This is a genomic window from Bacillus sp. AP50 (assembly GCF_040492675.1).
GTDB lineage: Bacteria > Bacillota > Bacilli > Bacillales > Bacillaceae_G > Bacillus_A > Bacillus_A cereus.
Window position 1 is genome coordinate 1 of the sequence record NZ_JBEUTW010000193.1, and the last position, 17,373, is coordinate 17,373.

The window sequence follows — 17,373 nt, forward strand, 5'->3', positions numbered from 1 at the left end:
TACGAATAGTGATGAAAGAGGAATTTTTCTAGCTACATGAGAGCACGGTAAACGTTAGATAATATTAATGAAAAGGTGATACATGTGCAAAAAGAGATTTTAAGGTTATTAGATAAAAAGCAAAGTAACTATGAATTTCCTGCCTTTGATAATGAATATATGGATATTTCACAAGTGAAATTCTCTCTTTTCTTTAAAGATGCTAAGGATTGGCTAATGGTGTTTCAAATTGTGGGTGTAGGTTCATTAGGTGTATGTAATGATATTCAAGTATATGGCGATAGAATTACTCATTCAATGGGTGATGATTGCATTTTACAATTAAATAATGGCGATTATGAGTTGTTTGATGATGAAGGTGAATTTATACCGAATATTTATAACGGCAGTTTAAAAATTCGCGAGCATCATTTTGAATATGAATTTACAGAAGAGGATTATATAAATAATGGAATAGAAGTACAAACGACAGAGCATTATCCAACATACTTTATGCGTATGCTTGCTACTAATGAGGAAGCTCAAAAATTATTGTGGTGGGATAAAGGAGAAATTTTAGAAGAGTTCGGTTTAGAAGGCGACTGGGAAGTAGCGTATGAAACGGAAGAATGGAAACATGTTGAAGACGAAAAAGTAAGTGAAAATGAATTCTTCCAATCAGTAGCCGCTGCAATAGAGAAGAAAGATCCAAGTGTTATTGTGAATGAAAATGCTAATACGCATTGGAGAAATTGGGTAGAGTTTGATTGTGACTGAAAAGGATAGGAGAAAGAATGACAAATGAAAAGAAGAAGAAAATCCGGAGAAAAAGTACAAATGCATCGTTTTGCACTACCTCTATGCTACGGAAGTGAAGCACCATATTATTATTACGAGGTAGCGCCCCATGAAAGAGAGGAACGCTTCCATTTAACATCAGATCTTTGTGTAATGGATGGTGAACATTATTTTATTAGAGGATGTTTAGAGATTCCTATAATTGACTACCACGAAAATTTCATATGGACTGTGTGGGTATCACTTAGTAAAGAAAGTTATGATGAAGTATTAGAAAAGTGGGATGAGAGAGGCCGAGAAAATAGTGATCCTTATTTTGGTTGGTTATCTGTAGAAATACCAGTTTATCCAGAAACATTAAATTTAAAAACAAATGTACATATAAGAGAAGTTGGAATGGCACCGTATGTTGAATTAGAGCCAACCGAGCATCCTTTAGCGATCGAACAAAGAAATGGAATTACTTTAGAGAGAGTTAAAGAAATAGAGGAAATGATCCAACAATATAACTAGATTAGAAGAGAAAAAACGAGTGCTAGCACTCGTTTTTTTATTACACAACCGCAGGATTATAAATCATCGTAAAGTGTCCTGGTAATAATTCAATGTGACAAGGTGTATGAAGCGAGCTTTCTCCATCTGTATCTACTTCTTTTTCTTCTTTCGTTTCAATATGAATGGATTTCGCTTTTACGTGGAAGATGTCATTTTCATTTGAGTCTTCAAATAGTTTCTTTCCGATGTAATCTTTAAATGCTTGAATACCTGTTGATTTGACTACGAAAATATCAAGTGTTCCGTCATCACATTTTACGTTTGGAATAAAGGATGGAATACCACCAAGATATTCACCGTTTCCAACCATAACTAGGACAGCTTCGTCTTCATATACTTGTCCGTCATAAGTGATTTTTACCGGGAATGTTTCAGCATTCTTTACAGTTCGAATTGTGCTTAAATAGTAACCGATTTTACCAAGCTTTGCTTTTTCTTCTGCATCGATATTGTTTGATACTTCAGATACGAGTCCAATGCCCCAGAAGTTTAAGAAATGTTGTTCATTTGCTTTTGCAACGTCAACTGGTTTTATATGTTCTTTTGTAATAAGTTTTGCCGCTTCTGCAATGTTTTGCGGAACACCAAGTGTGCGAGAGAAGTCGTTGCAAGTTCCGCCTGGAATGATTGCAAGTGTAGGTCTAGTTTCGAGAGGTGCTAAGCCATTTGTGCATTCAAATACTGTTCCATCACCACCAAAGACGATAATTAAATCTACTTTACTAGCAAACTCTTGGCAATATTTTGTTGCATCACCTTGTTTTTTCGTATGAAGGATATGTAGATCAGGAAAAGCTGCGGCAAGAGGTGGTACGATTTTCGTTAAATTTGTATGTAAGTCACCTTGACCAGCTTTCGGATTTACGATGAGGAGTACTTTTTCAAATTTTGTCTTTGTCATATTTCATCTCTCCCTGTAGTTTGTAATGGAAAGAAAGGAGCTGTTCCCATGTATTTTAGAACAGCTTCTCCCTATTAATTGGGTGCTAAGATTGTCAGTTATTGTCGGTAAGTCGATATATTTAAAAAATCGCCGATATACATTTTATGTACTATCGATTTTTTAAGTTATACGATTATTCCGTTACAACTGAAGCAATGAATGGTAAGTTACGATATTTTTCCGCACAGTCGATACCGTATCCAACGATGAATTCGTCTGGAATTTGGAAGCCAACATATTCAGCTGTTAAGTCTACTTTACGACGTTCTGGTTTATCAAGTAATGTACAGAACTTGAGTGCTTTTGGTTTATGCATAAAGAAGTGATCTTTTAGGAAATGAAGTGTTAAACCAGAATCGATAATATCTTCTACAACAATTACGTTTTTCCCAGTAATGTTTACGTCGATATCTTTTAGTAGTTTCACTTTTCCTGTTGTTTCTGTTTGATTTCCGTAGCTAGATGCAGAAATAAAGTCAATTGTTACATCATTTTTGATGTTACGAATTAAATCAGCAGCAAATACGAATGAACCTTTTAATACTGCGATAACTACAATTTCTTCTCCTTCAAAGTCACGTTCGATTTGAAGTGCTAATTCTTTAACTTTTGCTTGTAATTGTTCTTCAGAAATTAAAGTGTCTTTTATTTCAATATTCATTGTAATCCTCCTACAGTGTAAAACTTATGAACATTTCGACTGTAAAGGATAGAATAGAAAAAGTCAAAGGAGATAGTAATTTTTTACAAAGATAATGACAAAATCATCTGATGATATGATATACTAAGTTTATTAAGAAAACGCTTCCATGAAGGGTGAATATGATGAAGAAGAAACAGTACACAAGTGTAACATTTATAAAAGCATTACTTTTAACAATTGTTCTTGGCCTGTTGGCTTACGTAATTGATGTACCTGCGATTCGTATTTCATTAATTGGAATGACTTTAGTGTTAGGAGCAATTTCGCATGGTATGATGTCGCAGCTAAAAGAAGCTGGACTTGATGATATGAGAGATCATATAGATAAAAAGTGAGAAACCTTCATTATATAGAGTGAAGGTTTTTTTGTTTCTTACAAAAATGTAAGGTAGTTGTAAGGCAAATCGATAGTTGCATAAGAGCATTTTGGATAAACTATGGGTGTAAGGTAAAAGGCAAGCATATTTTAGGTAAATTAAGTTTTAGGCACTCTATATGTGAAAAAGGAGTAGGAGGGCATGGAGAAACGTTGGACGACCTTTTCTTTTTTAGCGACTAGTAACACCGTAATGCTAGATGGAAAAATGGATTTTTTGCACTTGTTTGATCGTGAAAATGATCATTCTTCTTCTAAATTTACAATGAAATGGAATAAATGGAGCGAGAGTTGTAAGATTGAAGAAGAGGCCCCTAACGAAGAGCAAAAGATTATTTTAACAAACCCTATTAAAGCGTGGGTTGTTCAACGTCGTAAGTGTAACGTCAAAAATCACTTCAAGAAAACTGAGCCGAGACAATTAGTTATCGCTCCGGCCCGTTCTACTTCCAAATCACGCGAAAGTAACATGTAAATAATTGAGACACACACCCGAAAAAAACATCGTACATATTGCGATGTTTTTTTCTTTTTCTACAATGAAATCTTTAAATGAAATATATTTCATCTGCATCTTATATTTATATCTCTTGCTTATTCTAGTAATACATCCGATGCGAGTAGATGTGAATAAAATATAAGGAGAGAGTGAAAATGAAAAAGAAACTATTACCAATTTGTGCAATGGCACTTTTAACAGTAGGATATTCTTCAGTAGCGAGTGCGGATACTGGAACAGTAACAAAGGAAGAAGAAGCGCAAGTACAACAGGATAAAGCTAAAAAAGAAGAAGCAATTAAGGAACAGCAAAAAAGTGAAATAGAGAAAAAGCAAGCAGCACAAGTACAAGAAAAAAATGATATGGCTAAAAAAGAGGAAACAATAAAAGCTGAGAAAAAAAGTGAAGAAGAGAAAAAGAGAATAGCGCAAGAACAGTTAAAAAACGATATGGCTAAAAAAGAAGCAGCGATAAAAGCCGAGCAAAAGAATGAAGTAGCTAAAAAAGAAGAAGCAAAGCCAGTTGTACAAGGTGAAAAATTACCAAATACAGCATCAAATAATGTAGCAATGATGGGATTAAGTGCATGTCTTGTAGCGGTAGGTACATTATTTGGTTTGAATCGTCGCAATAAGATTAAAGCGTAAATAAAATATTTTCCTATAAAGAATGGGATAATTTCATATATTAAAAATGGTAGGTTACTCCTACCATTTTTGGCATGGAGGAATGAAGAATGAAGTTAATCAATTATATCGGTATCATATTGATGGCTATAGGGCTATTCATGGGATCCTATTATGCTGTGGAATGGTATAAAGGAAGAAGCTCTGCCGGGCAATTAACGGCAGAAGAAATAAAGAGCCTTAAAAATATACAAGATACTCAACTTTCTCATGAAACACCTGTAACTTCTCAAGTGCCTTCTTCTCAAACAGAACATAAAGAAGGAGAAAAGGTAGCGATGTTAAACATACCGAAAATAAAGAAGAAGTTTTCTATATATTGGGGAGCAGATGATATGACTTTGAAAAAAGGAGTGGGTATGTTCGTTAGTGATTTAACGACAACTCCATCTGGAGGGGGACATACTGTACTGAGTGGACATCGAGATACTGTATTTACAGATTTAGAAGAGTTGAAAGAAAAGGATACCCTTGTTTTAGAGTATGATAATAAAACGTACACATATGAAATTCAAAAGACATGGATTACTCATGCGGATGATCGTACTGTTATTATAAAAAAAGAAGAACCGATATTAACACTGACAACTTGTTACCCATTTGATTATATAGGGGATGCACCAGATAGATATATTATCGAGGCGAAGTTAACTGGCAGTTATTCAAAGTGAAATTATAGTTTCTGAAAGCGAGAGGGGGATATATAAGTTATGTCAAAAAACATTTTAATTGTTGAAGATGAAGACATATTACGTGAAATATTAAAAGATTATTTTTTAAGTGAACAATATGTAGTGTTTGAAGCGAGGGACGGGAAAGAGGCTTTAGTTGTATTTGAAGAAGAAGAGGTTGATTTAGTTATTTTAGATATCATGTTGCCAGAACTCGATGGATGGTCTGTTTGCCGAAGGATTAGGAAGACGTCCGAGGTGCCTATTATTATGCTGACGGCGCGTGTAGATGAAGACGATACGTTACTTGGTTTTGAACTTGGAGCAGATGACTATGTGACGAAGCCGTATAGTCCTCCAATTTTATTAGCAAGAGCGAAACGATTATTAGAAAGTAGAAAAGCATCGAAGAAACCTTTAGAGAACGAAGATGATACGTTATCGATTCATGGCATCCATGTCCATTTTCCGTCGCGTACTGTTACTGTTGATGAGGCAGATGTTAGTTTAACGCATACGGAGTTTGAAATATTGGTGTATTTCATGAAAAATCAAGGAATCGTTTTAACGCGAGAGCAACTCATTTCAAGAATTTGGGGATATGAATTTGCTGGCGATGATCGAACGGTGAATAGCCATATTCGTAATTTAAGAAATAAATTAGGAGAGAAAGCAAAGTATATTACAACTGTAGTACGAACTGGTTATAAATTTGAGGGGAATGTATGAAGAAAGGAATTGTACTAAAATTATTTACTCTTACAACAGCATTATGTATGTTGATTTTAGCGACGATATTTATTGGACAAACGATATTTTTTAAACAATATTATGCGAATCGAAAAGTGGAAGATATTAAAGTGAATTTAAATTCTTTTGAGAAGAATTATTTGAATTATGCAGGAAATGCAGAAGAAATTCAGAAACTAGAGCAAGACTTTTTAAGAGAAAATAATACGTGGATTACGACATTAGATAAGAACGGGAATTTAAAACATGCAGATGATTTTTATTTTGAAGTAACGATAGATCGTAGGCAACAAAAGAGCTTTGGACAACAAATATTTAAAATTCCCTTAGGTAATCTCGTCAATATAGAGGAAATTGATAATAAATTATCAGAGCAGTTTTTAGGGCAAGAAATTTATTTTTCTGGAGTGAGAAAAGAAGATAGTTTTATTCCATTCTCTTTTTCTTTATCTAAGCAGAATTTAAGTGGATCTAATAAACCGTTAGAAAAAGCATTTAATGAGAAAATGAGCAAATTAAATGAGGAGAAAAAGAGAGCAGTTGAGGAACAACTTGTTAAGGAAAAGAAACCAGCTGTTCAGGAGCAAGCTGCTCAGGAATTAGGCGTTTACATAGGAGGACGTGTTACAAAAGTACAGTTACCAGATGTAAAAGGTCCTGTGAATCCAATTTATAAAAATGGCATCTTCTTAGATAGCATAAAAGAATTTCAAACTAATTTATTATTAAAAGAGAGCAAGCCCATACAATATACAACACAAACAATGGACTATGAAAAAAATGATATTAAATATAAATTATTAATCAAGCCAATAGAAAAAGACGGATCAGTAACATATATTTATGCGATGGCTTCTTTACAGCCCGTAGATGAAGCTGTACAAATGGTGCAAGATTATTACATCTATATCATTGCATTTGTAGTTGTTCTTATTTTTTTAGCTTCGTTCTATTACTCAAAACAAATTGCCAAACCGTTATTAAAAATAAATGATACGACGAAGAAAATAGCACAATTAGATTTTACAGAAAAAATACCGATTACTTCAAAAGATGAAATTGGAGATTTATCGAAAAATATTAATGTGCTATCAAATAAACTCCATTCCCATATTGGACAGTTAGAAGAAGATATTGAAAAGGAAAGAAAGTTAGAAAATACACGGAAAGAATTCATTTCTGGTGTTTCGCATGAATTAAAAACACCGCTAAGTATTATGAAAAGTTGTATTTCCATTTTAAAAGACGGGGTAGCTGAGCATAAAAAAGAGTATTATTTTCAAGCGATGGAGAGAGAAGTAGACAAAATGGATACTTTAATTTTGGATATGCTTGAGTTAGCTAAATTTGAATCTGGTACATATAAAATGAAAAAGTCTTCGTTTTATATTGATACAGTAATTGAAGATATATGTGAACATCTATCTGTGGAAATAGAGAAAAAAGAACTTCATGTTCATAAAAATATACATTCATTTGAAGTGATTGCAAATCAAGGCCGGATTGAACAAGTCATCGTTAACTTCATTACGAATGCCATACGTTATACACCAAATAAAGAAGATATTATTATTTCTACAATAGATGAGAAGGATCGTATAAAAGTGTGCATTGAAAATAAAGGTACTCACATTGAAGAAGAACAATTAGATAAAATTTGGGATCGTTTTTATCGCGTGGATACAGCTCGTCAGCGTTCACAAGGTGGGACGGGACTTGGGCTTGCTATTTCTAAAAATATTTTAGAATTACACGATGCTGAATATGGAGTGAAAAATACAGAAGACGGTGTATTATTTTACTTTTACTTACCGAAAAAAGCGTAGATAATGCATGCTACGCTTTTTTTAATTTATTTTCATATTATCTTTACCTAATCTTTATTTTTAAGCGATATAATCTGGTTAGAAAATGAGGTTATGTAAGGAGTCGATGAACCGTGCATAGCAATTGGCTAAGTATAATGGTATTTATTTTCTTTTGCGCATTTATTGTATTTTTAATTAATATTACGATATGAAAAAAGAGCGCTCATTAAGCGCCCTTTTTTTGTGTATTCATTTGATAAGCACTGATGCTTTTGAATAAGCGTGGGGAAGTGAGGAATAAAAATATAAGTAAAACTGTACATAAAATAAAAGAACCAAGCATTGTACTTCCATTTACGATTAATGAATATAACACAGCTGATTGACCTTTCGGCGCATATTGTCCCCAGAAAATAATACCGGCAATAAAGTGACAGAAATAGCGAGCAAAGCTACCGACAAATGTAGCAAGGATAATGTAAACAAGGATTTTCTTACCATGGTTTTGTTTTGCTGAAGGTTTTTCATTGCGACTACCTAAACTTGAATGTTCTTCACTATTTTCATTAGACGTTAAAAGTGCTTTTTGAATTGGACGATAGAATAAGCCAGCAAATCCGATAAAAGCAAAGGCAATGAAGTACTCAATGAATGCTTGAACAGGTGTTAAAATATAAGCATCCCCCACGACTATTTGTAATAGTCCCCAAACTAAACCACCTAAGAAAGCTGATTTAAAGCCCCAGCGGTAAGCAATAATAAAAATAGGAATCATAGCGAATGAGATAGAACCGCCTGTTGGAAGTTTAAGTGATAATGGTAAAATATCGATAATCATGGCGAAGGCTGCAAGAATAGCAGATTCGATCATCGCTTGTAAATTAGTGTTACGCATGTTGTCTCCCCCTAAATCCAAGTTGTACAAAAAAGAATAGATATCATAGGAGGATACGAAATACGTAAATAAAAATGAGGTATGTATTTCGGACGTTTGCACAATCCCTGCGTTAGCATTAACTAACAGGTTCGAAGGGTCGGAACGAAGTGTTCCCTCTCAGCGGCATGGCTCCCCCAGTGATAACGAGATTCTTTATTTGCTATTGTTTATTGTAAGCGAAATGGATGAGAATGGCAAACGAATACAGTATGACAATAATTGAAATAGAATTGTAGCGAAATGTTAATAAATATGAAGCAAAAGGGTATAGTACAAGAGAAATTGGGTGTGGTATAATTTTTTTGAAAATAATTATCATTCTCTTCTGAGGGGGAAGGTTATGAGTTTAGTAGATATTAAAATTGGAGAGAAAGTGTTAGTAAAAAGTATTCAGTCTTTAGATCAGCTATTAAAGCGTAGACTAGCTGCTTTCGGTCTTGCTGAAGGAAGCGAACTTCGCCTGAAACAGAAAGCGATGTTTAAAGGTCCTTGTACATTGGAGTGTCGTGGACAGTTAATTAGTATTCGTCATTGTGACGCGAAAATGATAAAGGTGGAATTAGCGTGAATAAGGTAGCTTTGCTAGGGAATCCGAATACAGGGAAGACATCATTATTTAATGCACTTACTGGTTCTTATGAGTATGTAGGAAACTGGAGCGGTGTAACAGTAGAAAAGAAGGTTGGTAAATTAAAAGATAGACAAGGAACATTAATTGATTTACCAGGTGTTTATGATTTAAATCCAGTTTCACGTGATGAAGGTGTTGTAACAAACTTTCTATTAACAGAAGAATTTAATCATATGTTAAATATCGTAGATTCCTCGCAGTTTGAAAGAAATATGCATTTAACGTTGCAGTTACTTGAATTTGGTAAGCCAGTCTCAATTGGTTTAAACATGGTTGATGTGGCGAAGCAAAGAGGAATTGTCATTGATGTAAAACGATTATCAGAACTATTAGGTGTAACAGTCGTTCCTGTTGTTGCAAGGAGTGGAAAAGGCTGTGAAGAACTGCTTACGACTCTTAAAGAAAATGACAAAAAAGAGAAAAAGCCATTCCTTATTTCATATGGTGTACAAATGGATGAAGGAATTGGAGAAGTAATTGCTCTTTTAGAGACAGTGAATTACGAGCATCCGAGATGGTTAGCACTTCAATTTTTAAGCAATAACGAAGTAGTAGAAAAAGAAATGAAAGCATTACCAATTTATAAGGAACTCATAGCCATTCGATCTCGCTTAGAAGGAAAACTTGATTGTACGTTAGAAGAGCACATTTACAAAACTCGTGAAGCGTATATTGAAAAGTTAAAAACAAATGTTATGAAGCATGAGAAAGAAGGAAAAATTCCTTTTTCAGAAAAAATTGATAGATTAATTACACATAAAATTTTAGGACTTCCAATCTTTTTAGCAGTTATGTTTTTTATTTTTCAGGTTACGTTTACGTGGATTGGTACACCTTTATCTGATATGTTAGATGAGTTTTTTGGTGGCCAGCTTACGGATTGGGTGACGGCTGGACTTACAAGTATTGGAGCTTCTCATTTTATTCAAGCACTCGTTACAGAAGGTATTATTGCCGGTGTTGGTGCTGTATTAGTATTCGTACCACAAATCTTTGCACTATTCTTTTTCATTTCATTATTAGAAGACTCAGGGTATATGGCGCGAATTGCAGTTGTTATGGATAGAATTATGGAGTTTTTCGGCTTAAACGGAAAAGCTTTTATTCCGATGATTATCGGTTTTGGATGTAACGTTCCAGGTATTATGGCTGCGAGAACGATTGAACAGGAGAAAGAACGTTTACTTACCATTTTAGTAACACCATTTATGTCTTGTTCAGCACGATTACCTGTATATGCATTATTTGCGGGCGTATTCTTCCCGCATAGTCAGGCGACTGTTGTATTTTCTTTATATGTTGCAGGGATTGTTCTTGCGTTATTAGTTACAAAAATTATGTCTCTTACGATTTTGAAAGCGGAAAAGTCTATTTTCGTAATTGAATTACCGCCTTACCGTGTGCCACAAGCGAAAACATTATGGCTGAGCACGTGGGAGAAAGGAAAAGGATTTGTTCGTAAAGCTGGTACATTCATCTTTGGTGGTTCGGTTGTCATTTGGTTATTAAACTATGCAGGTCCATCAGGATTTGGTGTTGATATGGGAGACAGTTACTTAGCGATGATTGGTGGATTTATCGCACCGCTATTCGCACCGCTCGGCTTTGGAACGTGGCAAGCTGCAGCATCCCTTTTAACAGGATTTTTAGCGAAGGAAGTTGTCGTTTCTACAATGGCAATTATTTATGCAGTTAAAGAAGATGTGCTTGGAAATGTAATGGGAGTACATTATACAGCATTATCAGCTTATGCATTTATGTTCTTTATTTTATTATATGTTCCGTGTTTAGCGACGGTGGCTGTTATTAAACGTGAAACAGGATCAGCGAAATGGACGATTTTCTCAGTCGTTTACCCGCTTGTTGTTGCTTATGTATTAACGCTTATTATATACCAAGTTGGATCTTTACTAGGATTCTAAAAGGAGATGTATAATGATGGTCAATATTATAATTGGAGCTATCATTTTTGGTTATGCAGCATACACGTTAGTTAATTTTGTAAAGAGAAGTAAAAAAGGAAAATGCGCAGCATGTTCTTTAAATAAGTCATGTCAGTCGAAAACTTGTAGTCCAGATATGGAACAAGTTGCTCATAATAAATAGAAAAAAGCTTTGCGAATGTCGCAAAGCTTTTTTGTTTTACTTTTTAATTTTTACAAGTTGAGAAGCTTCGACGCCGTTGTAACCAGGGAATTCTTTACTTGGGTCTTTATCAAATTTTAATACACCTACAGATTTTTCATCACCTTTTACATTGTTGTAAGTTGCGTCATCGACAATCGCATACATATCTGTATATGCACGGCCACTTCCGATAATTGTGTTGCCTTCATATTTTAATTTCGCTCCATCAAGTGTAGCATTTTCTACTTTTTCTTTTGCAAATAATACACCTTGTTCTGTTGTTACAGCTGGTAATTTATCAAGTGGTTTCGTGTTGTCTTTTTCATCAACTTTGCTAAGTAACTCTTTTTTCACTAGTTCCTCACCAGTTTTCTTATCCATTACAAGAACTTTTTTACCATCTAATGTTGTCATTTTCATTTTATAGAAGTCTTTTTCTTTCACTTCTTTTTTGTTTTTATCTGTAATTTGCTGAACTTGTTCTTCTGAGCCATACAGTACAAAACCGTTCGCTTTCTCTCCTAATAAAGAACAACCTGATAATGCTCCAAGTGAAATTGCTGCTGCTAATCCGATTCCTACTAATTTTTTCATGATGATTTCTCCTTTTATATGTTTTATATTAAATACAATTTTTGTATTATTGCTTACAAGTGAAGAAGCTTGTTTGTTGCTTCTGGTATTAGTGTATAAGAAATATTAGAATGCAACTATCGAGTTAGCTTACAGTAACATTACACTTATGTAATTTAGTGAAATTGCACAAAAGTAAGTTAATTTCAAAGAGGAATAATGAGAATATATTAGAAATACAATATTGTATATAGAATGTCATATTATAATGGATGTATTTTGGAAATAACATGTAAGGACATATTAGTTTTGTTATAATAAACACATAGGCTGTAAAAATGAATATTCTTTACTGTAAAGGGAGATTTTTCAGTTTTCCAAGTAGTGAATTTGAAATATGAGGTATATCATAGGAGGAATTTAGATGTCTGTATTTAAACGATTAAGAGATTTAACAATGTCAAATGTGTATTCGTTAATTGAGAAAGCGGAAGATCCAGTTAAGATGACGGATCAATATTTACGCGATATGCAAGCGGATGTACAAGAAGCTGAGAAAAGTGTAGCAGCTCAAATCGCGCTTGAGAAGAAATTCAAAATATTATTTGAAGAGCAAGAAGCACTTGTGAAAAAACGTGAAGAGCAAGCTCATATGGCTGTTCAAGCTAATAACTTAGATCTTGCGCGCCGTGCACTAGAAGAAAAACAAAATGCGGAGCAAAAGATGAATGAGTATAAAGCAAGCTATGAGCAAAATAAAGCTGCTGCTGATAACCTGCGCCTAAAGCTAGAAGAAATGCGTAAGCAATTAAATGAGCTGAAAAATAAACGTGAGACACTTGTAGCGCGTGTAAATGCGGCGAAAGCACAAAAGAATATTAATCAGGCGATGTCTGGATTTGATTCAAACTCAGCAAAAGCTGGTTTAAGCCGTATGGAAGAGAAAGCTCTTCAATTAGAGGCTGAAGCAGAAGCGAGCGGTGAAGTTTATAAGAAAGAAAAATCATTAGATGATGAATTCGCAAGCTTAAACAAAAATTCTGCTGTTGACGATGAATTAGCTCGTATTATGAAGCAGTATGAGAAATAATATAGAATAGAGACAAATGAACCGACATGTCTAAATATATTCATGTCGGTTTTCTATTATATTTAGAGGAGGTTTTGCAATGACATGGACAAATGTATTAGCCATGCTTGTATGGACTGGAGCGAGTGCAGTACTTTTATTTGCAATTATGTGGGTTGATTCAATTTTTACAAAATACAATGATTTAAAAGAAATCAAAAATGGAAATACAGCTGTAACAACTCGTTTTATTATGAAATTATTTGCACAAGGATACATTTTATCCCAATCAATTACGAAAGCAAATGACTTATGGCAGGCACTTCTTGCTTCAGCAGTTTCTTTCGTTATTTTATTAGTGGTAGAAATGTTTATCGAATTTGTATTAAAGAAAATGTCTGGTCTTGATTTAGAAGAAGGTACGAAAGAAGGTAGCGTTGCACATGCGATGTTAGCCGGATCATTACATATTGTTGGTGCACTAATTTTAGGTGCTTGTTTATAAAGAGAAAAGGAGGGGTAGATCATGAGTTTATTTAAACGAATTAAAAATATAATGAAAAGCCCAGAGCCACCGAAGCCGGAAAAGAGTCTTTTAACGTTAGCTCCTGGCGATATGATTGAAGTGTCATTAGTTATGTATGAATTAATTGGGAAAACGAGTATGCATTCGCGTAAGGAAATTGTTTTGACATTGCAAGATGGAAAAGACATTCGTTATTTAAAAATTGAAGATCGTGAAAATACGTATTACAAATTATATACACCAATTGATGGTCGCTTAGATTCAATTGATGAAATTCCGACGACAATTGAAATGGATGATACCGAGTACCATATGGAAGAACAATATAACGGACGTGTTGTTGTTATGGGAAAAACTCCATTCTCAGCTTCAGAAGAACAGTACGTATGGGAATTCCAATCAGATAATCGAAAATTATTGCGTATTGAATGGCAAAATGGTCGCACAATGATGTATGAGGGAGAAGCAATCATTCCTGCTGATGTACAAATTATAAGAGCAACGTAAGGGGGCGTAATCATGTCAAACCGATTGTTTACCATGATTAAATCGTTTGTAATCCCTATACTTGCTATCGTTATATTACTTGTTGTTGCTGGTTATGCCTTATCAGGTTGTCAAGGCGGGCAGACAAAGTCGATTCAAGACCGTTATCCACTTGAATCTGTTGCCAAGGAAGGTAAACAAGAATCTTACGTGTATAGGGCCGCCAATCGGTCAGTTCCTGAAGTAGCGAAGGAACTCATTAACGAAAGAGAACCGAAGCAAGCATCTAAAGAAGACGAAAATCAAATGTTCCTCGTTTATTCTGATAAGATTTATAACCTGCAAAAGGATAAAGAGAAACCATCTGATACGTTAATTGAAATAAGTAATAAAGAATTTGTCCGTCAAAATTACCAACCGTCCTTCTTGCAAGGATATATTATGGGTAGCATATTAAACGATATATTCGGTTCAAAAAGATCATCATCCGGTGATTACCGAGGATATAATGACAGACAAAATCATCAACCAGTTATTCCAGAAAGACCACCTACGAAAGAAGAAAAGAAAACCCCACCTCCAATTACGAAGGAAGGGAAAGGATCTATCATTAAGCGAGGCGATAATGTAGATTCGAAACCATCAGTAGGTGATAAGGGAAGTATTACTGAAAAAGGAAGTAATACGACGCCCCCACCTTCTACTGGAAGCAAGGGGAAAATTACGAAAACACCAGGCGGTTCAAGCGGATCAGATGTGAAGCCAAAATCATCTATTAAAACGCCGCCAAGGAATACATCTCCTCCGAAAACGAGGGTCGGTGGTTCAGGAAAGATTACGAAGAGAAGATAGTGTAGAGACCGAAAAGTGTAAATTGCTTTTTGGTCTTTTTTTGTTATGGGAATTAATCCCTTTCAGTTGGTACGATTTAGGCATAAGGGGGGAAGTAAAAATATATCAGCGATTATTAGAATATATCGACCACAACTTAAAATATATCAGGGATTATTGAAATATATCGACTTACCGACAAAAACTGACAACGATAGCAACTTAATAATAAACAGAGGGTGTGCCAAAATTTTGGCACACCCTCTTTTATATAACGATTAATGAATATCACGTTTCTTGAAATTACCGCCTTTTACTTCTGCTACGTCATAAACTGTAATAAAGGCGTGTGGATCGATTTCATTAATAAGTTCTTTCATTTTACTTTCTTCTAAACGGTTAATTACGCAAGAAATTTCTTTGAATTTCTCTCTTGAATAACCACCGTATACTTCGTTATATGTTGCACTTCGGCCTAAACGATCGCGAATTGTTTCTACCATTAATTCAGGCTCTTTTGTAATAATTTTAAATGCTTTTGAACCACTTAAACCAACTTCAACGATATGAATCACTTTCGAAGCGATAAAGTAAGCAATTGCCGAAAGGATAGCTCCTTGAAGACCGAATACCGTTGATACGAAAATAAATACGAACATGTTTAAGAATAAAATAAGGTCACTCGTTCCAAATGGTAACTTACGAGAAAGCAATACAGCAAGCATATCGATTCCATCTAATGCCCCACCGTTACGTAATGCTAGTCCCATACCAAAACCGATGATAATACCACCAACAACTGTAACTAATAATGTATCGCCTTCAATAATAGCTGGTATTCCGTGCATGACAACGGTACCTACTGCTAATGAAGCAATTCCGATAATAGAATAAATCGCAAAGCTTTTACCGATTTGCTTATACCCTAACCAAACGAAAGGAATGTTAATAACTGCGATTAGAGCTCCTAATGGCAATCCAAATAATCTTGAACTAACGATACTTAAACCAGTCACACCACCGTCTGATACGTTATTTGGAATTAATACTGCTTCTAATCCGTACGCTGTGATAAATGCCCCAATAATAATCATCAAAGCTTTTGAAGCAATTTTTAGCTTATTGGGCTTGTTTTTGATAATTTTCTCCATATAATTTCCTCGTTTCAAACTAGTTTCTTATTTGTTACGTAATTCACACCTAAATTTTATTTTAACATTTAATTTGAAAAAATTCTCCTTTAATGGATGTATGCAGGGAATATTATCACCATATTATCTTTAAAATATTTTTGAAATCAGTATAAGAAATCCCATCCTTTCAAAGGATGGGATGCTATTAAGAAAATATAAAACTAAGTACTGATACGAATAAAGCGAAACCTAAAATAGTTCCACATATTTTCATATGGCGCTTACGTCCCATTACGACAATCGCAACATATTCGCGAATCATTGCGTTAGGCCAGTAATAAAATGCAGTTTTTGACCCGATTCCTTGGCTATTAAGACCAGCTTGTCTAGCGTATATGCCAGCGCGGAAAAGGTGGAAATTATTTGTGGTAAAAATACTTTTATATTTACCTTCAGGTTTTAAAGAATCCATAATTTCTTTAGAGAACAACATATTTTGATATGTGTTTACAGAGCGATTTTCTTGCACCGTATGTTCAAGAGGAATTCCTTTTTCAACAGCATAATTTTGCATTGCTTCTGCCTCTGGAAGACCTTCATCTGGACCTTGACCACCAGAGAAAATAATTGTTGGTGGTGTATTTACAGCTGCTTGTTTCCAATAGAAGTCGATAGCTTTATTAATGCGGCTTGCAAGTAATGGTGGTACTTTATCATTAATTAAGCCGCTACCAAGAACGATAATGAAATCTTGATTACGTCTTGGTCTGTTGAATTGGTATAAAAAATATGCGCTTAAGAAGTTAGATAAGTGTATAAAGAAATAGAAGCTTATAAGAGAAATAGCTGCAAAAATAGGCTCTAAATGCGATGAGACCAAACTTGCTGGGTTTATAATAGGGAGTAACATAAAGAATAACATCCCTAAAGCAGCAAGGAGTGTTAAACAGTTAGTGAACCGTCTTCCTTCTCGCTTCATTAAAATTCTAGCATTAAGAAATAGCCCAAACATTAAAGCAACAATACCGAAAGGAAGCATAATAAGAAGTGCTAAAATAGGTAAAATTATAATATAGCGTAGGACATCACTACTTGAATTTACAGATATAATCACACAAAAAAGAAGGAAAAAACAGACAAAGGAATTAAATAAAAAGCCGTTTATTATTTTTCGCGGATCTTTTAAATATGAGATAAGAAAAATAATAAATAATATAAGAGGAATAATTCCGAAATACATCATAAATATAGTACACCTCAATTTGTATAAGAATTTGACATACCTTTTATAT

Annotated in this window: 21 protein-coding genes and 1 riboswitch; of the genes, 15 read left to right on the forward strand and 6 right to left on the reverse strand. The window is 34.4% G+C overall.

Features of this window, described 5'->3' with window-relative positions; translation table 11 throughout:
- Positions 1 to 84 precede the first annotated feature (84 nt).
- Both ABWK52_RS15980 and ABWK52_RS15985 read left to right on the forward strand, forming a co-directional pair.
- Complete coding sequence (locus ABWK52_RS15980; protein WP_001168352.1) at positions 85 to 756, forward strand: DUF7003 family protein; 672 nt, start codon at positions 85 to 87, stop codon at positions 754 to 756.
- A gap of 24 nt (positions 757 to 780) precedes the next feature.
- On the forward strand, positions 781 to 1,290 hold the full coding sequence (locus tag ABWK52_RS15985) for a DUF2199 domain-containing protein (protein WP_000830212.1): 510 nt from the start codon (positions 781 to 783) through the stop codon (positions 1,288 to 1,290).
- Between the two features lie 40 nt (positions 1,291 to 1,330).
- Here ABWK52_RS15985 and ABWK52_RS15990 read toward each other — a convergent pair whose 3' ends face one another.
- Both ABWK52_RS15990 and hpt read right to left on the reverse strand, forming a co-directional pair.
- Positions 1,331 to 2,233, reverse strand: a complete 903-nt coding sequence (locus ABWK52_RS15990) for a diacylglycerol/lipid kinase family protein (RefSeq protein WP_000167895.1) — start codon at positions 2,231 to 2,233, stop codon at positions 1,331 to 1,333.
- Positions 2,234 to 2,408: 175 nt separating this feature from the next.
- The gene (hpt, locus tag ABWK52_RS15995) at positions 2,409 to 2,936 is read right to left on the reverse strand and encodes a hypoxanthine phosphoribosyltransferase (RefSeq protein ID WP_001019298.1); all 528 of its coding nucleotides are present in this window, start codon (positions 2,934 to 2,936) and stop codon (positions 2,409 to 2,411) included.
- A 161-nt stretch (positions 2,937 to 3,097) separates the two neighbouring features.
- On the opposite strand from hpt, the gene ABWK52_RS16000 reads away from it, so the two are divergent.
- From ABWK52_RS16000 to ABWK52_RS16025, 6 genes are all read left to right on the forward strand, one after another.
- Positions 3,098 to 3,313: a hypothetical protein gene (locus tag ABWK52_RS16000; protein ID WP_002001286.1), complete on the forward strand. Its 216-nt coding sequence runs from the start codon at positions 3,098 to 3,100 to the stop codon at positions 3,311 to 3,313.
- Positions 3,314 to 3,496: 183 nt separating this feature from the next.
- Positions 3,497 to 3,829 carry a hypothetical protein gene (locus ABWK52_RS16005; protein WP_000415619.1) on the forward strand — a complete coding sequence of 111 codons (333 nt, stop codon included), beginning with the start codon at positions 3,497 to 3,499 and terminating at the stop codon, positions 3,827 to 3,829.
- Between the two features lie 179 nt (positions 3,830 to 4,008).
- Positions 4,009 to 4,500 (forward strand): LPXTG cell wall anchor domain-containing protein, encoded by a 492-nt coding sequence (locus ABWK52_RS16010; protein WP_000728022.1) that lies wholly within the window; start codon positions 4,009 to 4,011, stop codon positions 4,498 to 4,500.
- A gap of 89 nt (positions 4,501 to 4,589) precedes the next feature.
- The gene (locus tag ABWK52_RS16015) at positions 4,590 to 5,210 is read left to right on the forward strand and encodes a class D sortase (RefSeq protein ID WP_098541239.1); all 621 of its coding nucleotides are present in this window, start codon (positions 4,590 to 4,592) and stop codon (positions 5,208 to 5,210) included.
- Positions 5,211 to 5,249: 39 nt separating this feature from the next.
- Entirely contained in the window at positions 5,250 to 5,939 is a 690-nt protein-coding gene (locus tag ABWK52_RS16020; protein ID WP_000041848.1) for a response regulator transcription factor, read from the forward strand.
- Positions 5,936 to 7,786, forward strand: a complete 1,851-nt coding sequence (locus ABWK52_RS16025; RefSeq protein WP_098541237.1) for a sensor histidine kinase — start codon at positions 5,936 to 5,938, stop codon at positions 7,784 to 7,786. The genes ABWK52_RS16020 and ABWK52_RS16025 overlap by 4 nt, the downstream gene beginning before the upstream one ends.
- Before the next feature lie 208 nt (positions 7,787 to 7,994).
- Here ABWK52_RS16025 and thiT read toward each other — a convergent pair whose 3' ends face one another.
- The gene (gene thiT / locus ABWK52_RS16030; protein ID WP_001246585.1) at positions 7,995 to 8,663 is read right to left on the reverse strand and encodes an energy-coupled thiamine transporter ThiT; all 669 of its coding nucleotides are present in this window, start codon (positions 8,661 to 8,663) and stop codon (positions 7,995 to 7,997) included.
- Positions 8,664 to 8,749: 86 nt separating this feature from the next.
- Positions 8,750 to 8,851: riboswitch (TPP riboswitch) on the reverse strand.
- Between the two features lie 194 nt (positions 8,852 to 9,045).
- On the opposite strand from thiT, the gene ABWK52_RS16035 reads away from it, so the two are divergent.
- Genes ABWK52_RS16035 through ABWK52_RS16045 form a run of 3 tightly spaced genes read left to right on the forward strand, consistent with a single transcriptional unit; the run spans position 9,046 to position 11,442 of the window.
- On the forward strand, positions 9,046 to 9,273 hold the full coding sequence (locus ABWK52_RS16035; protein WP_000060512.1) for a FeoA family protein: 228 nt from the start codon (positions 9,046 to 9,048) through the stop codon (positions 9,271 to 9,273).
- Positions 9,270 to 11,258 (forward strand): ferrous iron transport protein B, encoded by a 1,989-nt coding sequence (feoB, locus tag ABWK52_RS16040; RefSeq protein WP_001044844.1) that lies wholly within the window; start codon positions 9,270 to 9,272, stop codon positions 11,256 to 11,258. The genes ABWK52_RS16035 and feoB overlap by 4 nt, the downstream gene beginning before the upstream one ends.
- A 13-nt stretch (positions 11,259 to 11,271) precedes the next feature.
- Positions 11,272 to 11,442 carry a FeoB-associated Cys-rich membrane protein gene (locus tag ABWK52_RS16045; protein WP_000989593.1) on the forward strand — a complete coding sequence of 57 codons (171 nt, stop codon included), beginning with the start codon at positions 11,272 to 11,274 and terminating at the stop codon, positions 11,440 to 11,442.
- 36 nt (positions 11,443 to 11,478) lie between these two features.
- Here the strand turns inward: ABWK52_RS16045 and ABWK52_RS16050 are convergent, their stop codons facing one another.
- A complete protein-coding gene (locus ABWK52_RS16050; RefSeq protein WP_000737502.1) occupies positions 11,479 to 12,057 on the reverse strand; it encodes a lipoprotein BA_5634 family protein in 579 nt (192 codons plus the stop codon).
- A 403-nt stretch (positions 12,058 to 12,460) separates the two neighbouring features.
- Between ABWK52_RS16050 and ABWK52_RS16055 the strand changes: the two genes are divergently transcribed.
- From ABWK52_RS16055 to ABWK52_RS16070, 4 genes are all read left to right on the forward strand, one after another.
- Positions 12,461 to 13,126 carry a PspA/IM30 family protein gene (locus ABWK52_RS16055; RefSeq protein ID WP_000110280.1) on the forward strand — a complete coding sequence of 222 codons (666 nt, stop codon included), beginning with the start codon at positions 12,461 to 12,463 and terminating at the stop codon, positions 13,124 to 13,126.
- Positions 13,127 to 13,205: 79 nt separating this feature from the next.
- Positions 13,206 to 13,610 (forward strand): DUF350 domain-containing protein, encoded by a 405-nt coding sequence (locus ABWK52_RS16060; RefSeq protein WP_000220321.1) that lies wholly within the window; start codon positions 13,206 to 13,208, stop codon positions 13,608 to 13,610.
- A 21-nt stretch (positions 13,611 to 13,631) separates the two neighbouring features.
- On the forward strand, positions 13,632 to 14,138 hold the full coding sequence (locus ABWK52_RS16065) for a DUF4178 domain-containing protein (protein WP_000051746.1): 507 nt from the start codon (positions 13,632 to 13,634) through the stop codon (positions 14,136 to 14,138).
- Between the two features lie 12 nt (positions 14,139 to 14,150).
- The gene (locus tag ABWK52_RS16070) at positions 14,151 to 14,969 is read left to right on the forward strand and encodes a DUF4247 domain-containing protein (protein ID WP_000071185.1); all 819 of its coding nucleotides are present in this window, start codon (positions 14,151 to 14,153) and stop codon (positions 14,967 to 14,969) included.
- Between the two features lie 257 nt (positions 14,970 to 15,226).
- Here the strand turns inward: ABWK52_RS16070 and ABWK52_RS16075 are convergent, their stop codons facing one another.
- Both ABWK52_RS16075 and ABWK52_RS16080 read right to left on the reverse strand, forming a co-directional pair.
- The gene (locus ABWK52_RS16075) at positions 15,227 to 16,099 is read right to left on the reverse strand and encodes a YitT family protein (protein ID WP_000411244.1); all 873 of its coding nucleotides are present in this window, start codon (positions 16,097 to 16,099) and stop codon (positions 15,227 to 15,229) included.
- A gap of 187 nt (positions 16,100 to 16,286) precedes the next feature.
- On the reverse strand, positions 16,287 to 17,324 hold the full coding sequence (locus ABWK52_RS16080; protein WP_000990102.1) for a YdcF family protein: 1,038 nt from the start codon (positions 17,322 to 17,324) through the stop codon (positions 16,287 to 16,289).
- Between the last annotated feature and the right edge of the window lie 49 nt (positions 17,325 to 17,373).